Source organism: Jeotgalicoccus saudimassiliensis (assembly GCF_000756715.1).
In the GTDB taxonomy this organism is placed as follows: domain Bacteria; phylum Bacillota; class Bacilli; order Staphylococcales; family Salinicoccaceae; genus Jeotgalicoccus; species Jeotgalicoccus saudimassiliensis.
This window is the reverse complement of sequence record NZ_CCSE01000001.1, coordinates 1,014,511-1,032,209: the sequence shown is the minus strand read 5'-3', so window position 1 is coordinate 1,032,209 and position 17,699 is coordinate 1,014,511. Positions and strand designations below refer to the sequence as shown.

15 protein-coding genes and 1 tRNA gene are annotated in these 17,699 nt (G+C 45.3%); 15 read left to right on the top strand and 1 reads right to left on the bottom strand.

Annotated elements, in window-relative coordinates; all coding sequences use genetic code 11:
* The first annotated feature begins 19 nt into the window (after nt 1–19).
* The 7 genes from polX (at nt 20) to sdhB (ending at nt 9,673) form a co-directional block, all read left to right on the top strand.
* Complete coding sequence (gene polX / locus RZ44_RS04945) at nt 20–1,732, top strand: DNA polymerase/3'-5' exonuclease PolX (protein ID WP_035809151.1); 1,713 nt, start codon at nt 20–22, stop codon at nt 1,730–1,732.
* Entirely contained in the window at nt 1,725–4,052 is a 2,328-nt protein-coding gene (locus tag RZ44_RS04940; RefSeq protein WP_035809147.1) for an endonuclease MutS2, read from the top strand. Before polX ends, RZ44_RS04940 begins: the two co-directional genes overlap by 8 nt.
* Nucleotides 4,053–4,230: 178 nt before the next feature.
* On the top strand, nt 4,231–4,545 hold the full coding sequence (gene trxA, locus RZ44_RS04935; protein WP_035809144.1) for a thioredoxin: 315 nt from the start codon (nt 4,231–4,233) through the stop codon (nt 4,543–4,545).
* Between the two features lie 58 nt (nt 4,546–4,603).
* Nucleotides 4,604–6,379, top strand: a complete 1,776-nt coding sequence (gene uvrC, locus RZ44_RS04930) for an excinuclease ABC subunit UvrC (RefSeq protein WP_141638990.1) — start codon at nt 4,604–4,606, stop codon at nt 6,377–6,379.
* Between the two features lie 113 nt (nt 6,380–6,492).
* Nucleotides 6,493–7,104, top strand: coding sequence for a succinate dehydrogenase cytochrome b558 subunit (locus tag RZ44_RS04925; protein WP_035809138.1), 612 nt, complete (start codon nt 6,493–6,495; stop codon nt 7,102–7,104).
* 14 nt (nt 7,105–7,118) lie between these two features.
* Nucleotides 7,119–8,870 carry a succinate dehydrogenase flavoprotein subunit gene (sdhA, locus tag RZ44_RS04920; RefSeq protein ID WP_035809134.1) on the top strand — a complete coding sequence of 584 codons (1,752 nt, stop codon included), beginning with the start codon at nt 7,119–7,121 and terminating at the stop codon, nt 8,868–8,870.
* Between the two features lie 23 nt (nt 8,871–8,893).
* Nucleotides 8,894–9,673 (top strand): succinate dehydrogenase iron-sulfur subunit, encoded by a 780-nt coding sequence (gene sdhB, locus RZ44_RS04915; protein WP_035809131.1) that lies wholly within the window; start codon nt 8,894–8,896, stop codon nt 9,671–9,673.
* 70 nt (nt 9,674–9,743) lie between these two features.
* On the opposite strand, the gene RZ44_RS04910 is transcribed toward sdhB, so the two are convergent.
* Nucleotides 9,744–10,217, bottom strand: coding sequence for a hypothetical protein (locus tag RZ44_RS04910; protein ID WP_035809129.1), 474 nt, complete (start codon nt 10,215–10,217; stop codon nt 9,744–9,746).
* Between the two features lie 245 nt (nt 10,218–10,462).
* Here RZ44_RS04910 and RZ44_RS04905 point away from each other — a divergent pair, with 245 nt between their 5' ends.
* The 8 genes from RZ44_RS04905 (at nt 10,463) to RZ44_RS04870 (ending at nt 17,444) form a co-directional block, all read left to right on the top strand.
* Nucleotides 10,463–10,906, top strand: coding sequence for a MarR family winged helix-turn-helix transcriptional regulator (locus RZ44_RS04905; protein ID WP_035809128.1), 444 nt, complete (start codon nt 10,463–10,465; stop codon nt 10,904–10,906).
* Complete coding sequence (gene murI / locus RZ44_RS04900) at nt 10,899–11,708, top strand: glutamate racemase (RefSeq protein WP_035809126.1); 810 nt, start codon at nt 10,899–10,901, stop codon at nt 11,706–11,708. Before RZ44_RS04905 ends, murI begins: the two co-directional genes overlap by 8 nt.
* A complete protein-coding gene (locus RZ44_RS04895; protein WP_035809123.1) occupies nt 11,708–12,298 on the top strand; it encodes an XTP/dITP diphosphatase in 591 nt (196 codons plus the stop codon). Before murI ends, RZ44_RS04895 begins: the two co-directional genes overlap by 1 nt.
* 12 nt (nt 12,299–12,310) lie before the next feature.
* The gene (locus tag RZ44_RS04890; protein WP_035809120.1) at nt 12,311–12,796 is read left to right on the top strand and encodes a metallophosphoesterase family protein; all 486 of its coding nucleotides are present in this window, start codon (nt 12,311–12,313) and stop codon (nt 12,794–12,796) included.
* 24 nt (nt 12,797–12,820) lie between these two features.
* Nucleotides 12,821–13,366, top strand: a complete 546-nt coding sequence (locus RZ44_RS04885) for a GNAT family N-acetyltransferase (RefSeq protein WP_052108812.1) — start codon at nt 12,821–12,823, stop codon at nt 13,364–13,366.
* An 81-nt stretch (nt 13,367–13,447) separates the two neighbouring features.
* A tRNA-Arg gene (locus RZ44_RS04880) sits at nt 13,448–13,521 on the top strand.
* Between the two features lie 327 nt (nt 13,522–13,848).
* Nucleotides 13,849–14,043: a hypothetical protein gene (locus RZ44_RS04875; RefSeq protein ID WP_141638989.1), complete on the top strand. Its 195-nt coding sequence runs from the start codon at nt 13,849–13,851 to the stop codon at nt 14,041–14,043.
* A gap of 182 nt (nt 14,044–14,225) precedes the next feature.
* Complete coding sequence (locus tag RZ44_RS04870; protein WP_035809110.1) at nt 14,226–17,444, top strand: N-acetylmuramoyl-L-alanine amidase; 3,219 nt, start codon at nt 14,226–14,228, stop codon at nt 17,442–17,444.
* Nucleotides 17,445–17,699: the final 255 nt, after the last annotated feature.

The following is a 17,699-nucleotide window of genomic DNA, read 5'->3' as shown; positions in this document are numbered from 1 at the left end:
CTTTTTTCGGAGGTAGGACATGAATAAAAAAGATGTTATCAGACTGCTAGAGAAAATCGCAGTATATATGGAATTAAATCTGGAGAATCCTTTCAAGGTTTCTGCATACCGGAAAGCGGCGGCGTCACTTGAAACTGACGGCAGAACTCTCGATGAGATTGAGGACTTCAGTGCACTGAAAGGTATCGGTAAAGGGACGAACGAAGTCATTACCGAATTTGTCCGGACAGGCGAATCACCGGTATTAAAAGAATTGGAAGATAAAGTTCCGTCGGGCCTCGTCCGCATGCTGAAGCTGCCGACGCTCGGACCGAAGAAAATCGCGAAAATTCACGATGCACTCGGCATCAGCACACTGGAAGATTTAAAAACAGCATGTGAAAATCAGGAAGTCAGCGCGTTGCCGGGCTTTGGCAAAAAGACCGAAGAGAACATTTTAAAATCGATTGAAACGGTATTAAACAGACCGGAACGCTATCCGATCGCACGCGTCCTGAAATTCCAAAAAGTCATAACGGACGTTATCGAGACGATTCCGGGCGTGGAGCGTTACGACATGACAGGGAGCGGACGCCGGACGAAGGAAACGTCGCGGGATCTGGATTTTATCGTCAAAGTGGAAGACTATGAAATGTTTACGGAAACGATGGTCAGCCAGCCGTTTGTAAAACACGTCGTTGCACAGGGGGATAAAAAGCTCTCGGTTGAAATTGAACATGACTTCGATGAAATTAACGTCGACTTCAGATTTGTAAACGGCGATGAGTATATTTCAACGCTGCAGCACTTTACAGGTTCAAAGGACCACAACGTGAAAATGCGTCAGATCGCTAAAGCGCGTGGAGAGAAAATAAGCGAGTACGGTGTGGAAACGCATGACGGCGTCAAGACGTTCAGCTCGGAAGAAGAGTTTTACAACTACTTTGAGCTGCCGTACATTCCGCCGGCAATGCGTGAAACGGGGCAGGAAACCGATATCGACGTGACGGAAATTATTAAGCACAGTGATATCAAAGGGGACCTGCACATGCACACGGTCTACAGTGACGGTGCGTACAGTGTGCGCGACATGGTGGAAGCGGCGCGTCGGAAAGGCTACAGCTACATCGTCATTACCGACCACTCGAAAAGTCTGCGCGTGGCCAACGGCCTAAGCGACGAACGTCTGCTTGAGCAGCTCGCGGAAATCCGTGCCATCGACAAGGAGTACGACGACATCGATGTGTACAGCGGCACGGAAATGGACATACTCGCAGACGGCACGCTCGACTATCCGGACGATATACTCAGTCAGCTCGACTACGTAATCGCAGCGATTCATTCGAGTTTTCAGCAGTCGGAAGAAGATATTATGAAACGTCTGAAAGCGGCGATGGACAATCCGTACGTGCGGCACATTGCGCACCCGACGGGACGCCTTATCGGTGTCCGCGACGGCTATCCGGTAAACATGGATGAACTGTTCGATTACGCGAAACAGACCAATACGGTACTTGAAATCAACGCCAACCCGCAGCGCCTCGACTTATCGAGCGATGTGATCGCAAACCGCGACGTCATGTTTACAGTAAACACGGACGCGCACCATACCGACCATCTCGACTTTATGAAGTATGGCGTCGACACGCTGCAAAAAGCATTTGTGAAAAAATCTCAGGTGCTGAACGCAATGACGAGAGAAGAATTTAAAGCATTTATTAATAAAAGTAAGCAGAGTGATATAAATGAATGATAAGACATTCACGAAACTGGAATTCGATAAAATTCTCGAATCGGTAAAAGCATTCGCGGTCAGTGATAAGACGAAGGCGGAGTTAAATTTCTCCATCGTCGAAACCGACCCCGGTACAATCGTTAAGAACATAGAGGAAGTCGACGACGCGTCTTCAATGCTCCGATACCGCCATGTGGAACTCGGCGGCATCAGCGACATTAAGCCGTTCGTCAAAAGAGCTGAAATCGGCAGTATTTTAGGCGTCAGCGACTTCAATAAAATTAAATCGATATTAAACAGAAAACAGATGCTTCATACGCTGATCAATGCGTTTGAAGAAGATGAAGTATTTCTTTCGAATATTAAGCCGTACATTACAGAACTTGAAGACATTCATTTTCTGTACAAACGCATTACGGAAACAGTCGATGAAGTAACTGTGCTCGACCATGCGTCGCCGGAACTCCTCCGCATCCGCCGTAAAATCGGCTCTGAGGAACAGAAAATCCGCGAACGTTTAAACGATATCGTCAGAAAAAATCAGCGCAAGCTGTCAGACAGTATCATTACGATGCGTAACGGCCGCTACGTGATTCCGGTTAACGTGGATTACCGCAGCGAGTTTAAAGGGATTATTCACGATTCATCACAAAGCGGTCAGACGATTTATGTCGAACCGTCAGCGATCGTCGATATGACCAACAACATTACGCGCTTAAAAGAGCAGGAAGAAGCGGAAATCACGCGCATCCTGAGCGAACTGACAGAAAGAGTCAACGAAGTCGCGCATGATTTATATGAATACAATACTAACCTGCACCACATCGATTTCGTCTTTGCAAAAGCGAAGTACGGTGCACACATTAAAGGAACGAAGCCGTTAATTTCAGAAGACGATTCCATCCGTTTAATCGGTGCGTACCATCCGTTAATCGACAGCGAAACGGTCGTGAAAAACGACATCGTCGTTGAACCGGAAACGAAAGCGGTCATTATAACAGGACCGAACACCGGCGGTAAGACAGTGACGATTAAAACGGTCGGTCTGTCGGTCTTAATGGCGCAGGCGGGAATTCCGATCCCGGCACGCGACGGTTCATCCATCGCGGTCTTTAAAAATGTGTACGCTGATATCGGTGACGAGCAGTCGATCGAACAGTCGCTGTCGACGTTCTCGAGCCACATGACAAATATTGCCGACATACTGAAGCGTGTCGACGATGAATCACTTGTCATTCTCGATGAGCTCGGCGCGGGGACGGACCCTGAAGAAGGGGCGGCACTCGCAATCAGTATTATCGAGTATCTGCTCGATAAAGATGCGAAGATTATTTCAACGACGCACTACCCGCAGCTGAAGTCGTTCAGTTATACGCGTGACGACGTTATTAACGCGAGTGTGGAGTTTGACGTGAGCACTTTATCGCCGACGTACAGATTATTAATGGGCATACCGGGTAAATCGAATGCCTTTGAAATTTCCAATAAGCTCGGCCTCGACCACGGCGTCATCGACCGCGCGCGCAGCTTAACGGGCCGCGACAATATGGAAGTCAATGACATGATTACTGCGCTCGAACGCCATACGACACTCGCGCGCGAACACGAACAGGACACACACGAGCTGATGCGTGAGGCGGAAGCACTGCAAAAAGAGCTGAAAGAATCGAACGAGCAGTTTACGAAATTTAAAGATAAGCTGATCCAAAACGCGGAAGACGAAGCGAACCGCATCGTCAAACAGCGCGAACTGGAAGCGGCTGAAATTATAAAAGAACTTGAAATGATGAAGGAACTGGGTGCCGACAGCATTCAGGAACACGAAATCATCAAAGCGAAAAAAGAACTGTCGGACAGCTATTACCAGCGCGACATTAAAAAAGATGTGCGGAACGAAAAAGTTGAGACACTGAATGTCGGCGATGAGGTCGACGTGCTGACGTACGGTCAGAAGGGTGAGATTATCGGTCTGAACGGTGACGAAGTGACTGTGCAGATGGGCATTATTAAAATGAAGCTTGACAAGTCCGAAGTGAAGAAACGTAAGGCGTCGAAACCGCAAAAGCCGGTAACGATACGCCAGAACAAAACACATGTCAGCCGTTCGCTCGATTTACGGGGCGAACGTTACGAAGATGCGCTGATCCGTCTCGAGCATTACCTCGACCAGGTGCTCCTGTCGAACTACTCGGATGTCGAGATTATTCACGGTAAAGGCACCGGCGCACTGCAAAAAGGCGTGCAGCAGTATTTAAAACGCCACCCGAAAGTATCATCATTCCGCGGCGGTATGCCGAGTGAAGGCGGCTTCGGTGTGACGATAGTTGAAATGAAGTAGGTGAATCCCGGTGGATAACTTTGATATGTATAAACTCGCGAAGGTGCTTATCGTGATCAGCGTGATAATGTTTTTAAGCGGCATTGTCTACCTGATGTTTATCGCTTAAGCAATACCGTTGAGTGACAAAATGAATTGTTGTATAATAAACACAACACAAATATGGAGGTAGTTTTATATGGCATTATATGATGTGAACGATGCAGGATTTAAAGAAGAAATTGGTAGTGGACTTACATTAGTAGACTTCTGGGCACCTTGGTGCGGGCCTTGTAAAATGATTGCTCCAATTCTTGAAGAATTAGCGCCTGAAGTTGAAGGTAAAGCAAACATTGCTAAATTAAATGTTGATGAAAACCAGGCAACAGCAAGCGAGTACGAAGTAATGAGTATTCCGACTCTTATTCTTTTCAAAGACGGCGAACCTGTTGATAAAGTAGTTGGATTCCAGCCTAAAGAGCAGCTTGCTGCATTAATAGAAAAACATGCATAATTGAAATTTTTAAAGCCGCCATTTTTGGGCGGCTTTTTTTATAGAAGAAGGGATATATATGTCTGAACTGAAATTGAAATTGTCAGTGCTGCCGGTGGAACCCGGCTGTTATCTGATGAAAAATAAAGACGGGGAAATTATATACGTCGGGAAGGCGAAAAACCTCCGGAGCAGGGTGCGGTCGTACTTTACCGGTGCGCACGATGAAAAGACGATGCGCCTCGTTGCCGATATTACCGAGTTCGACTTTATCGTCACGGGTTCGGAAATCGAATCGCTGCTGCTCGAGAACACATTAATTAAAAAACACCTTCCGAGATATAATATTTTACTGAAAGACGACAAGAGCTATCCCTTCATTAAAATTACGAAGGAGAAGCACCCGAAACTCGTCGTTACGCGGACGGTTAAGCCGAAGTCGGGCAAATATTTCGGGCCGTACCCGAATGCGTACAGTGCGCACGAAACAAAAAAGCTGCTGGACCGTATTTATCCGCTGAGAAAATGCAACACGATGCCGGACAAACTGTGTCTGTATTACCATATCGGACAGTGTCTCGGCCCGTGCGTATTTAACGTGACAGAAGAACAAAACCAGAAGATGATTGACGGCATCACGGACTTTCTAAACGGCGAAACCGATGAAGTCATGAAAGAACTGGAAGAAAAAATGCACGCTGCAGCCGAAGAACTCGAGTTCGAAAAGGCGAAGGAGTACCGCGATTTAATGGGCCATATAGAGAACACGATGCTGAAGCAGAACGTGCTGACGTCGGATATGACTGCCCGCGACTGTTTCGGCTACGCGGTGGATAACGGCTGGATGTCGGTGTCCGTGCTCTTTATCAGAAGCGGTAAACTGATCGAAAAGAAAGCGGAAATGTTTCCGATGAACGACTCGGCGGAAGAGGAGTTCTTCAGATTCATCGTGCACTTTTACGATCTCAGCTCGAACTTAATGCCGAAAGAAGTGCACATTCCAAAAGAATTTAACGCAGCACTTCTCGACGAGGCACTGCCGGCAGCAGTGAAAGCGCCGCTCCGGGGCGGCAAACGCGAAATGGTGGAGCTCGCGACAAAAAATGCCGGCATTGCGATCGAAAATAAATTTGAAATTATCGCCCGCGATGAAGCGCGTACGATTAAAGCGATTGAAACGCTCGGTGACGTCATGAACATCGAAACGCCCCGCCGCATCGAGGCGTTCGACAACTCGAACATTCAGGGTGTGGACCCGGTCAGTGTAATGGTGTCGTTTATCGACGGCAAACCGTCCAAAAAGGATTACCGCAAATATAAAATTAAAACGGTGACAGGGCCGGATGACTATGCGTCTATGGCTGAAGCGGTCAGACGCCGCTATACGCGCGTGTTAAAAGAAGGGCTGCCGCTCCCTGATTTAATTATCGTAGACGGGGCAGTCGGACATATGAATACGGTGAAAAGCGTATTATTAAACGAACTGTCACTCGATATTCCGGTCGCGGGACTCGCAAAAGATGACAAACACTCGACGGCGGAGCTGCTGTACGGCGATCCGGCGGAAATCGTGCCGATGAAAAAGAACTCGCAGAGTTTTTATTTACTCCAGCGGATTCAGGACGAAGTACACAGATTCGCAATTTCATTTCACCGCAATACACGCCGCAAAACGTCTGTCGTCTCGCAGCTCGATAATATCGAAGGTGTCGGGCCGGCGAGGAAGCGAAAATTACTTTCAAAATTCGGCTCAGTCAAACGGATGAAAGAAAAGAATGTGACCGATTTCACAGAGATTGGCATTCCGAAAAATGTCGCGGAAAACATAGTTAGAAAACTAAGCGAACAGCAGTAGGGCGGCGAATGTATAAGAAAAGTGTAAAAGATTAAACGCTGTCTTGATTTGTAAAATTATTACGGGTAAAATAAGAGTTAAAGTTTGTTGACAAATAGTTAGGGGGGTCTTTTGTGTCGAATCAAGATTCAGGTTTTTACATTCGCAGATTACATTCATTGCTCGGAGTTTTACCGCTGGGGGTCTTTTTAATCCAGCACTTGCTTGTTAACTTTACGGCTACATACAGTGAGGAAGCATTTAACTTCGCTGCAGGTATTATGGGTAACCTGCCGTTCGTTATTCTGCTTGAGATTTTCATCATTTACTTACCAATTCTGTTCCACGGTATTTACGGTGTTTACATCGCATTTACTGCTAAAAACAACGTGGGCAGATACGCAACTTACCGCAACTGGATGTTCGTTCTCCAAAGAATTACAGGTGTGATTGCATTTATATTCATCGCAGTTCACGTCTACCAGACGCGCTTCCAGGTGTTCCTTGGCGCTGAAGTAAACTTCCAGATGGTTGAGCAGATCGTTGCCAATCCGTTCTGGCTTGTATTTTGGGTTGTCGGTGTCTTAGCGACAGTTTTCCACTTTGCAAACGGTTTATGGACGTTCATGATTACATGGGGTATTACACAGTCACCGAAATCGCAGCAGATTATGAGTTACGTGGCAATTTTTATTTTCTTAGCAGTTTCTACTATCGGACTAATGGCAATTTTTGCGTTTGTATAAAAGGAGTGTAAATAATGGCGGATAATAAAGTAATCGTTGTCGGCGGGGGCCTTGCAGGACTCATGGCAACGATCAAAGCAGCAGAATCTGGTGCTAACATAGATTTATTTTCAATCGTTCCGGTTAAGCGTTCACACTCGGTGTGTGCACAGGGCGGAATCAACGGTGCAGTAAACACAAAAGGTGAGGGAGACTCACCATTAATTCACTTTGACGATACAGTATACGGCGGAGACTTCTTAGCGAACCAGCCGCCTGTAAAGGCAATGACTGAAGCAGCACCGAAGATCATCCACCTGCTTGACCGTATGGGAGTAATGTTCAACAGAACACCTGAAGGTCTTTTAGACTTCCGCCGTTTCGGCGGAACGCTTCACCACCGTACAGCATACGCAGGTGCTACGACAGGCCAGCAGTTACTGTACGCTCTTGATGAGCAGGTAAGAAGCTTTGAAGTTAAAGGTCAGGTTGACAAGTACGAAGGATGGGAATTCCTAGGCGTTGTCGTAGACGACGAAGGACGCGCACGCGGAATTACAGCACAGGAAATCACAAGCGGAGAAATTAAAACATTCAAAGCTGACGCTGTAATTATGGCGACGGGCGGCCCTGGTATTATCTTCGGTAAATCGACGAACTCGATGATCAACACAGGATCAGCGGCATCGATCGTTTATCAGCAGGGTGCAGTTTACGCTAACGGTGAATTTATCCAAATCCACCCGACAGCAATTCCGGGAGACGATAAACTCCGTCTCATGAGTGAATCTGCACGCGGGGAAGGCGGACGCGTCTGGACTTATAAAGACGGTAAACCGTGGTACTTCCTTGAAGAAAAATATCCGGACTACGGTAACCTCGTACCCCGCGATATCGCAACACGTGAAATCTTTGACGTGTGTGTAAACCAGAAACTCGGTATTAACGGAGAAAACATGGTTTACCTTGATTTATCTCATAAAGATGCAAAAGAACTTGATATTAAACTCGGCGGAATCATTGAAATCTACGAGAAATTCACAGGAGACGACCCGCGTAAAGTACCGATGAAGATTTTCCCTGCGGTACACTACTCAATGGGCGGACTGTATGTGGACTACGACCAGATGACATCAATTCCGGGACTGTTCGCTGCAGGTGAGTGTGATTACTCACAGCACGGCGGTAACCGTTTAGGTGCCAACTCATTACTGTCGGCAATTTACGGCGGTATGGTTGCAGGACCGAAAGCGATCGACTACGTGAAAACACTTGAAACTTCATACGAAGATCTTGACGAAGCACTGTACGAAAGACATACACAGGCTGAGCAGGAGAAATTCGATAACATCCTTGCGATGGACGGTACGGAAAACGCATATGTTATCCATAAAGAACTCGGTGAAATTATGACGGCTAACGTAACAGTAGTACGTCACAACGATAAACTTTTAGAAACTGACAAGAAAATCTTGGAGTTAATGGAACGCTATAAAAAAATCAACATTAACGATACTAAGAAGTGGAGTAACCAGGCGGCATTCTTTACACGCCAGTTATGGAACATGCTTGTCCTTGCACGCGTAATTACAATCGGTGCATACAACAGAAACGAATCACGCGGTGCGCACTACAAACCGGACTTCCCGGAACGTAACGACGAAGAATGGCTGAAAACTACTAAAGCATACTTTGAAGGCGCACTTGAAGCACCGAGATTCGAATACGAAGACGTTGACGTGAGCTTAATTCCGCCGCGTGTTCGTGACTACTCAGCTAAACATTAGTAGAAGGGGATGGCTAAATATAAATGAGTACTACAGCAACTGAAACAAAAACTATAAAGCTAAGTATCAGACGCCAGGAAAATCCGGAAGCTAGCAGCTATTGGGAAGACTTCGAAATTCCATACCGCCCGAACATGAACATCATCAGTGCGCTTATGGAAATCCAGAGAAACCCGGTAAATGCAAAAGGACAGAAAACAACTGCAGTAACATGGGACGCAAGCTGTCTTGAGGAAGTCTGCGGTGCCTGTTCAATGGTAATTAACGGCAACGCGCGCCAGTCATGTACTGCGCTTGTTGACCAGTACCAGCAGCCGATCAAATTAGAACCGATGAGCACTTTCCCTGTAGTCAGAGACTTACAGGTAGACCGTTCATTCATGTTCGACAACTTAAAACGCGTACAGGCCTGGGTACCGATCGACGGTACATACGACCTTGGTCCCGGACCGAGAATGCCTGAGAAAAAACGTCAGATCGCTTATGAATTATCTAAATGTATGTCATGCGGCGTATGTTTGGAAGTTTGTCCGAACGTTAACGACAAATCTAAATTCATGGGTGCTGCACCAATTTCACAGGTACGCCTTTTCAACCTTCACCCGACAGGCAGCATGACAAAGAACGAACGTCTTGACGCTCTAATGGGTACAGGCGGAATCGCAGAATGCGGAATGGCACAAAACTGTGTCGAAGCATGTCCAAAAGGAATTCCTTTAACGACATCAATCGCATCAATGCAGCGCGAAACAACATTCCACATGTTCAAATCATTCTTCGGAAGCGACCACGAAGTTAACTAATTGAATGATAGATAGATCGAAAGGCCCCGCTTACGAGCGGGGCTTTTTTGTGTTGGGTGTTTGCAGGACGTCATGCCGCGTTTTTGGTGATAAGTCTCGTTATTTTTTCTGACATATCACCGATTTGCTCCTTTTTGGTGATAAGTCTTGTTATTTCTGCTGACATATCACCGTTTTGCTCTCTTTTGGTGATAAGTCCCGCGATTTCTGCTGACATATCACCGATTTGCTCCTTTTTGGTGATAAGTCCCGCGATTTCTGCTGACATATCACCGTTTTGCTCTCTTTTGGTGATAATTCCCGCGATTTCTGCTGACATATCACCGTTTTGCTCCTTTTTGGTGATAAGTCTTGTTATTTCTGCTGACATATCACCGATTTGCTCCTTTTTGGTGATAAGTCCCGCGATTTCTGCTGACATATCACCGATTTGCTCTCTTTTGGTGATAAGTCCCAAAGTTTCCGCCAACATATCACCGTTTTGATCCTTTTCGGTGATAAGTGGTGAGATTTCCCCCGACTTATCACCAAATCCGGCTGCCAACTTAAGTCCCGCTCACGTTCAGCCGCTCAATCACCGGCGCGCAGCATTTTATCATCATAATATTAACAATTATTGTCGGACTTCCCGCGTTTCAGATGATAAAACCCCGCCAAACAATGCAACTGGAGATTTCACGATTAACGCACAGACCAAAAGTCTGTGTGCTTCAATGTTTCATCTTCCTATTTTTTTTTTCAAATTTACGTTATTATATTTATAAAGGATTTTTAAGGGGACTGGCTACTATGTATGATGAGCATGAGACTAAATCAATTGAAAAATCATTGCGCTACATCGCGTCGCACGTCAGGGTGAACGGCAGGGAGATTTTAAAGCATCATGATATTTCCCCGCTGCAGTTTGTTGCGCTGCAATGGGTGGGCGACAAGGACGGCATTACGATCGGCGAGCTTGCGAACAGGTTATACCTCGCGCATTCGACGACGACGGATATTGTCGACAAGCTCGAGTCCGGCAATTACGTGAGGCGCGACCGTTCAGACAAGGATAAGCGCCTCGTGCTTGTCAGCATGGAGGACAAGGGCAAAGAGGTGATTCAGCAGGTTATCGATAAACGTATCGATTACATTGCGAAAATTACTAAAAATCTGGGAGAAGACGAGCGAAAAATTCTTCCGGCGGCACTTGAACATGTTTTAGAGGAAAGTGAGCGACTGACATATGAATAGACCGATCGGTATTATGGACTCGGGCGTCGGCGGGCTGACGGTGATGAAGGAAATTACTCACGCGCTGCCTTCCGAGGAAGTGTATTATTTCGCGGACAGTATGCGCTGTCCGTACGGACCGAAAAGTCAGGAAGACGTTAAACAATACACGAAAGAGGCTGTGCAGTTTTTAATCGATAAAGGCGTCAAAGCTGTGATTATCGCATGCAATACGGCTACGGCGGCAGTGATGCCGGCACTTCGTGACGAAATCGATATTCCTGTTTACGGTGTTATTAACCCGGGATCACTCGGTGCGCTGCGTAAAAGCGACAACAACGAAATGCTGCTGCTTGCGACAGAAGGAACGATTAAATCGGGAGCATACGAGCGGGGAATTCTGAGCTTTGACTCAGACGTTAAAATCCATAATTTACCATGCCCGGAGTTTGTAGACTTAATCGAAAGCCTTGATTTTGAAAATTCGGATATTACGAGAAAAGCGGTCGCAGACAAACTTGCACCCTACAAAAATACGGCAGCTGATACGGTGATTCTCGGCTGTACGCATTTTCCCATTATCGAGCCGTTTATCGACGAGTTCTTCAACGGCAGGAAACATATTATTGATGCGGGCTTTGAAGCGGTTTCGGTGGCACTGGTGCAGTTACATAAAAAGCAGCTGCTTAGTGCACACGATAAAACGCCCGCACACCGTATTTTTATCCACGGAGATAATAACAGGTTTGAAAAAGTGTTAAACAGCTGGATTCCGGATATAGATTATAAAATAGAGAATATTTATTTACAGGAGAGTTACTAATGACAAAAATTGTAATAGCAAGCGGCAATAAGGGAAAAATCAACGACTTTAAAGCGATTTTCTCAGACTTTGAAGTGGTCGGCATTAAAGACATTCTGCCGGAATTCGACGTGGAGGAAACAGGGGCGACATTCAGGGAAAATGCGATTCTGAAATCAGAAGCGGCGGCTGAAGCGTTAAATTTACCGGTAATCAGCGATGATTCGGGACTGTCGGTGGAAGCGCTGGAAGGCAGACCGGGCGTATATTCGGCACGTTATTCGGGTGAAAATGCGACGGATGAATCGAACAACGCGAAACTGCTTGAAGAATTAAAAGGGATTGAAAACCGTGCGGCGTACTTCACATGTGTGCTGGCTTTATCGATTCCGGGTGAGGAAACGCTCACTTACGAAGGCACTTTAGCAGGTGAAATTTTAACAGAATCACATGGTGCAGGCGGCTTCGGCTACGATCCTCTGTTTAAGACGCTTAAAGGAATTTACCTCGGTGAGATTACTTCTGATGAAAAAGGGAAAATCAGTCACAGAGGGAAAGCGCTGGAAAAACTAATGAATGATACTGAAGTATTCAGTAAGCTGAAAAAATAGGGGGATTCAAAGATGAAAGTTTTAGTTATCAGCGACAATCACAGTGAGAGAAACATTTTAACTGAAGTGTACGACACGGTAAAACCGGACGCGGCGATTCATCTCGGCGACAGCGAATTTCCGTATGATGATCCGGAAATGGAGAAATTTCTGCGCGTGACGGGCAATACGGACCGCGACAGCAACTATCCTGAAACGGGACTTCATGAAGAAACGGGCATGTTCTATACACACGGCCATCTGTTCGGCATCAAGTCAGACCGCAATACGCTTGCTGAAAAAGCGGCTGAAACAGGTGCGAAATATGCATTATACGGTCATTCACACGTCGCTAAAATCGAAAAGATCCAGGGCGTTTACGCGATAAACCCCGGCAGTATTACATCATCACGCAATGAATATCCGGAAAGTTATTTAGTAATCGATACGGATACGAAAATCGCATCTTATTACAACCGTAAGCACAAGCTGATGGATGAATTCAATCTCGGCAGCTGATTAAAAACAGGGGAGCTGTGCATCATGACTATCAAAATTGACGATACGCTGGAATTAAAACAGGTTCAGACTGACGAATATGAGGCGCTGTACAAGCTGGTTGACAGCAACAGAACACAGCTCCGCGAATGGCTGCCGTGGGTGGACTATATGTCGTCACCCGGGCAGTACGTGCCGATAATTAAAGACTGGATTGAAATGAACGATGCACATGAATCGAAGACACTCGGCGTGTATTACAACGGGGAACTCGCAGGTATGTGCGGTTTCAACAGAATTGTCGGACTCAGCAGAAGAGCGGAAATCGGCTACTGGCTGGCGGAGGCGTATACCGGTAAAGGAATAATGAACCGGGCGGTTACGGGACTGATTGATTACGGTTTTGATAAAATGGGACTGCACCGGATTGAAATTGTTGCGGGTGTGGAGAATAAAAAGAGCAGAAAAATTCCGGAACGGCTGAAATTTAAGCAGGAAGCTGTTATGAAAGATTATGAATTTTTATACGACCATTACCATGACTGCGCACTTTATCGTATGCTAAAACCGGAGTGGTTAACGTTAAATTAACATTTTATTAAAAAAACCGAAAAATGCATTGACTTTATATATGCATCCTGGTTATAATAACTATTGTGTTAATTAAGACGTGTCCTGGTAGCTCAGCTGGATAGAGCAATGCCCTTCTAAGGCATCGGTCGGGGGTTCGAATCCCTCCCAGGACGTTAATGTTTAATAAGCTCTTCTACTTTGAAAAAGGTGGGAGAGCTTATTTTTTTATGTGAATGTTAAAATTGTAAATATTCACCGCTGTTTATAATGGTGTATATTTTATGATTACAGGGATTTTCTTGCATAATAGAAATTACACAAAATGGATAGAAAAATTAGAAATAAAAATGAACCGGGAAAGTCAGGACGGCTGCTTACAAAATAAATTGCGCATGGCTTAGTAATCTGAGGTGTTTCATGACTAATAATGTAAATGTCCGATAATATCCCTAGTGTTGTATAATAAAATATATACATTATAAAAATTAGGAGGGGTCATGGTGAAAACTGCAAAGCTGTCAGATATACGTAAAAGAAATGCAGAACGAAGAGAGCGTGGTCTTCGAGCAGCCAGACGTGTTAATCCTGATTTTGTACCGGGTATGCGCACATTCGAAAAACCGCGTGAAAATCCTGATAAAGAGAAAATTCTAAAAGAGATGCGGAATCGAGAATTTAAATTAGAACATAAATGATGATAAAGGTAATCTAGGTAATAAAATAAATACTGAATATTTGAAAGCTCTCATGCCTCAACGGGTTTGAGAGCTTTTTATCGATAACAGGTAAAAAAATTTATTAAAATTCAGTAAATTCCAACATTTTTGTGAAAAGTTTAGTACGATAGGTAAGAATACACTTTTATGGAGGTCAAAAAATGAAGTATAAGAATCGTTTAATTGTACCGACACTCGTTTCGACGAGTCTGATTGCCTCAGCAATGGTGGCAAATGCAGAAGAAGTAGATCAGGATACACAGTATTCAAATCCGGAGACAGCAGAATACGCGACTAGTGAAGAAACGTCAGAAACAGAACTGGACATGGTTGAATCCGAGGAAGTATCGGGAGAGAGCAGTGAAGAAGCTTCAGATGAAACTGATGCAGAAACTGCTGAAGAAGAAGTTACAGAAGAGACTGAAACAGCGCAGGCTGAAGAAGTCGTTGAAAATGAATTAGATGAAAGTAATGTTGAAGAAGTCACTGAAGAACCGACGGAGCCTGTAGAGGAATCCGCAGAAGCTCCTGTTGAAGAAACTCAAACAGAGGAAGCTGCAGCAACAGAAACAGCAGAACCTGTTGAGGAAGTTACGGAAGAACCAGCCGTTACTGAAGTGGTTGAAGAACAGGCGGAAACACCGGTTGAAGAAATTGAAACAGAAGAAACTGCAGTAAAAGAGGAACCTGTTGAGGAAACACAAACAACAGAGGCAGTCGCTGAAGAGCCGGCTGGTGAAACAACAGAACAGGAAGTTGTCGAAGAGCCTGTTGAAGTTGAGGAAGCACCGGTTGAGCCTGAAGAAGCACCACAAGTGGAAACTGTTGAAGAAGAACCTGCAGTCGAAGAAGAAGTTGCAGAACCTGAAGTGCAATCAACAGGGGGTGAACAGGAATCAGAAGCTGTAGAAACAGAAACAACGGCAGTGGATACTGAAGAAGTCACTGAAGAGCCTGCTTCAACTGAAACAGAGTCAGCTCAGGAAGAACCAGCTGACGCAGAAGAACCTGAAGTAGAAGAAACTGAACCACAAGAAACCACACAAACTCAAGAATCAACTGAACAAGAACCTGCAGCTGAAACACAAACAGAATCACCTCAATCAGAAGAACCTGTTACATACAAATATAATTCTGATAATCTGGATGAGGAACTTGCTGATTTATCTGCTGAAGAACAGGCTGCTTTCTTAGAAGAGAATGCTGACAATATTGAAGCGGATGAAGAGTTGTTAACTGAGTTAACTCACTCACTTGCTGCAGAGAATGAAGAGATAAATGCTGATGAGATCTTTACTGCAAGCACGATGAGCACAATGTCGTTATCTCAGGCAATTACAGACGTTAATCAGTATATTGCTGATAATAATTTCGAAGTTGCAGACATTCAATATGATTATATTCAGGATCTGCCTAAATTGGCGTACGGCTCTGATTACGGCTGGGAGCCTGAAAATGGTGAAGTCGGTAAACCTTCAGGTGTCGTACTTCACGATGTTGGTAACGAGAACTCAACTATTTACGGTGAAATTGAATACATGACCCGTAACTGGGAGAATGCATTTGTTCACGCGTTCGTAGATGCGGATAACATCATTCAGGTAGCGGATACGGACTACCTTGCATACGGTGCGGGGCCTGTATCAAATGATATGCATATGCATGTTGAATTAATGCGTTACGATAATAAGCATGATTTTGCCAAATCAATTAATAACTACGCGGATTACATTGCGAACCTGTTATACAAATATAAACTGCCTGTAGTGAGTGCTGAAGAAACTGGCGAAGGGACGTTGTACTCTCACGTTGCAGTTTCAAACCACCTTGGCGGAACGGCTTCGCCTGACCCGTACGAATACTTTGCGCGTTACGATTATGAGTACAACGATGTAATCAGCCTAATCGGTCAGCGCTACAATGATATGTACAATAAGGTCACGACGCCGCAGATTTCAATGCCAATTAATGAGGGCGAGACGAATCTTGTTGCTGAGGTAAATGAAAATAACCTCGGTTTATATGAGAGTGTTACCGATGTCAGAACGAAAAATGCCGACAGTCTGCTGGGCCAACAGTTCCGCGTGGTGAGAACAGCGACTTACAACTACGATCAGTATTACCTGCTTGAAGACGAGAACGGCGTTGCACTCGGCTGGATGTATGCGGGTGACTTAACGACAGCGGAATATGTTCCGGAAGATACGGATAAGGAAACTGAAACGCCGCAGGAGCCTGAAGAAGATACGTCAGATGATAATGAACCAACGCCTGAACAGGATGAATCAGTAGATGATACTGAAGAACAGGAAGAAACACCTGAACAGGACACTGACGACGACACAGAAGAAGTTTCAGACGATGAAAACCTGGAGCAGGATGAACCTGCAGAACCTGAAACTCCGGAGGAACCGGCGGAATCTGACGCGGACGACACAGAAGAAACTGACAGTGATGATAACGATGAGTCAACAACACCTGAAGAGGATGACGACTCCGAAGATACTTCAACTGAAGCTGTAGACGCTGACGCTGATGACGACGCAGAGGAAAGCAGCGACAGTGAATCAGATGATGCTGACGACAACGCTGACGAACCTGAACAGGAAGCATCAGATGACAACAGCGAGGACACTGAAACTGAATCAGATGACAACGAAGAACCTGCAGAAGCGGACGTTGATACGGATGGAGAAGTTTCATCTTCTGTTGAAGATGCGGCGACAGGCATCCGCGTGGTAAGTGAGTCGGGTGAGCTTGATGGCAAGTCTTTAGCTGTGACGACATTGAATCCTTCAAATGCAATCGGTGCAGCGCATGATCTGTACGATATCCATGTGCTTGATGAGAACGGTTCATTGTACAACCTGCAGGGTGAGGTCACTGTGTACCTGCCGGCCAACGGCTACGTATCGAATGTTTACTATTTAGGAGACATCGGTGAGACGCTTGAAGCGGTGGACTTCAGAGTTGAAGACGGCTATGTCGTATTTAACGTAAACAGCTTCAGTCAGTATGCAGTCGTGTACGGCGTGCAGAACGAAGACAATACAACACTGCCTGTACTGACGGCTGACAGTGGCAACGGCAGTGACGGCGGTGATAGTTCGGCTGATAAAACAAACGAACATCAGAAGGTATACACTGAGCAGGATGTTGATACAGCTGAAACAGCAGAACAACCGGAATCATCAGCTTCAACAGAAACAGCTCCGGCAGCATCAAACGACAATGTTCAAAACACTGCTGATGAAGTAGAGGAGCAGGAAGTACTCCCTGATACGGGAACACCTGCACAAAATACAACAATCTTTGCTGCGATCTTAGCGGCACTTGGATTAGGCTTCCTGGTTAAAAGAAGAAAAACAACTGAAAAATAAGTGACAGCTCAGCTCTCATTCCTTAGCAGGGAATGGGGGCTTTTAATATTTCTCGGATTATATTACACCGGATGTAATATAATCGAACAGGCAGAAATCTAAATATTCTAAAAGATTGTAATTATCCACCCTTGAAAACGCCCTTATTTTTGTGTAAACTTCCATGAGTGAATAACTATTATGGAATTTGAAAGTTTAAATATTATAGTAGTTGAAAAGAACGATGGCGGATATTAATTAAAACGGCTTTAAGTG

What these genes read in the sequence shown, in the direction of transcription:
- uvrC (WP_141638990.1), top strand. Translation starts at nt 4,604, where the DNA reads ATGTCTGAACTGAAATTGAAATTGTCAGTGCTGCCGGTGGAACCCGGC.
- sdhA (WP_035809134.1), top strand. Translation starts at nt 7,119, where the DNA reads ATGGCGGATAATAAAGTAATCGTTGTCGGCGGGGGCCTTGCAGGACTC.
- murI (WP_035809126.1), top strand. Translation starts at nt 10,899, where the DNA reads ATGAATAGACCGATCGGTATTATGGACTCGGGCGTCGGCGGGCTGACG.
- RZ44_RS04870 (WP_035809110.1), top strand. Translation starts at nt 14,226, where the DNA reads ATGAAGTATAAGAATCGTTTAATTGTACCGACACTCGTTTCGACGAGT.
- RZ44_RS04895 (WP_035809123.1), top strand. Translation starts at nt 11,708, where the DNA reads ATGACAAAAATTGTAATAGCAAGCGGCAATAAGGGAAAAATCAACGAC.
- polX (WP_035809151.1), top strand. Translation starts at nt 20, where the DNA reads ATGAATAAAAAAGATGTTATCAGACTGCTAGAGAAAATCGCAGTATAT.
- RZ44_RS04885 (WP_052108812.1), top strand. Translation starts at nt 12,821, where the DNA reads ATGACTATCAAAATTGACGATACGCTGGAATTAAAACAGGTTCAGACT.
- RZ44_RS04940 (WP_035809147.1), top strand. Translation starts at nt 1,725, where the DNA reads ATGAATGATAAGACATTCACGAAACTGGAATTCGATAAAATTCTCGAA.
- trxA (WP_035809144.1), top strand. Translation starts at nt 4,231, where the DNA reads ATGGCATTATATGATGTGAACGATGCAGGATTTAAAGAAGAAATTGGT.
- RZ44_RS04905 (WP_035809128.1), top strand. Translation starts at nt 10,463, where the DNA reads ATGTATGATGAGCATGAGACTAAATCAATTGAAAAATCATTGCGCTAC.
- RZ44_RS04890 (WP_035809120.1), top strand. Translation starts at nt 12,311, where the DNA reads ATGAAAGTTTTAGTTATCAGCGACAATCACAGTGAGAGAAACATTTTA.
- sdhB (WP_035809131.1), top strand. Translation starts at nt 8,894, where the DNA reads ATGAGTACTACAGCAACTGAAACAAAAACTATAAAGCTAAGTATCAGA.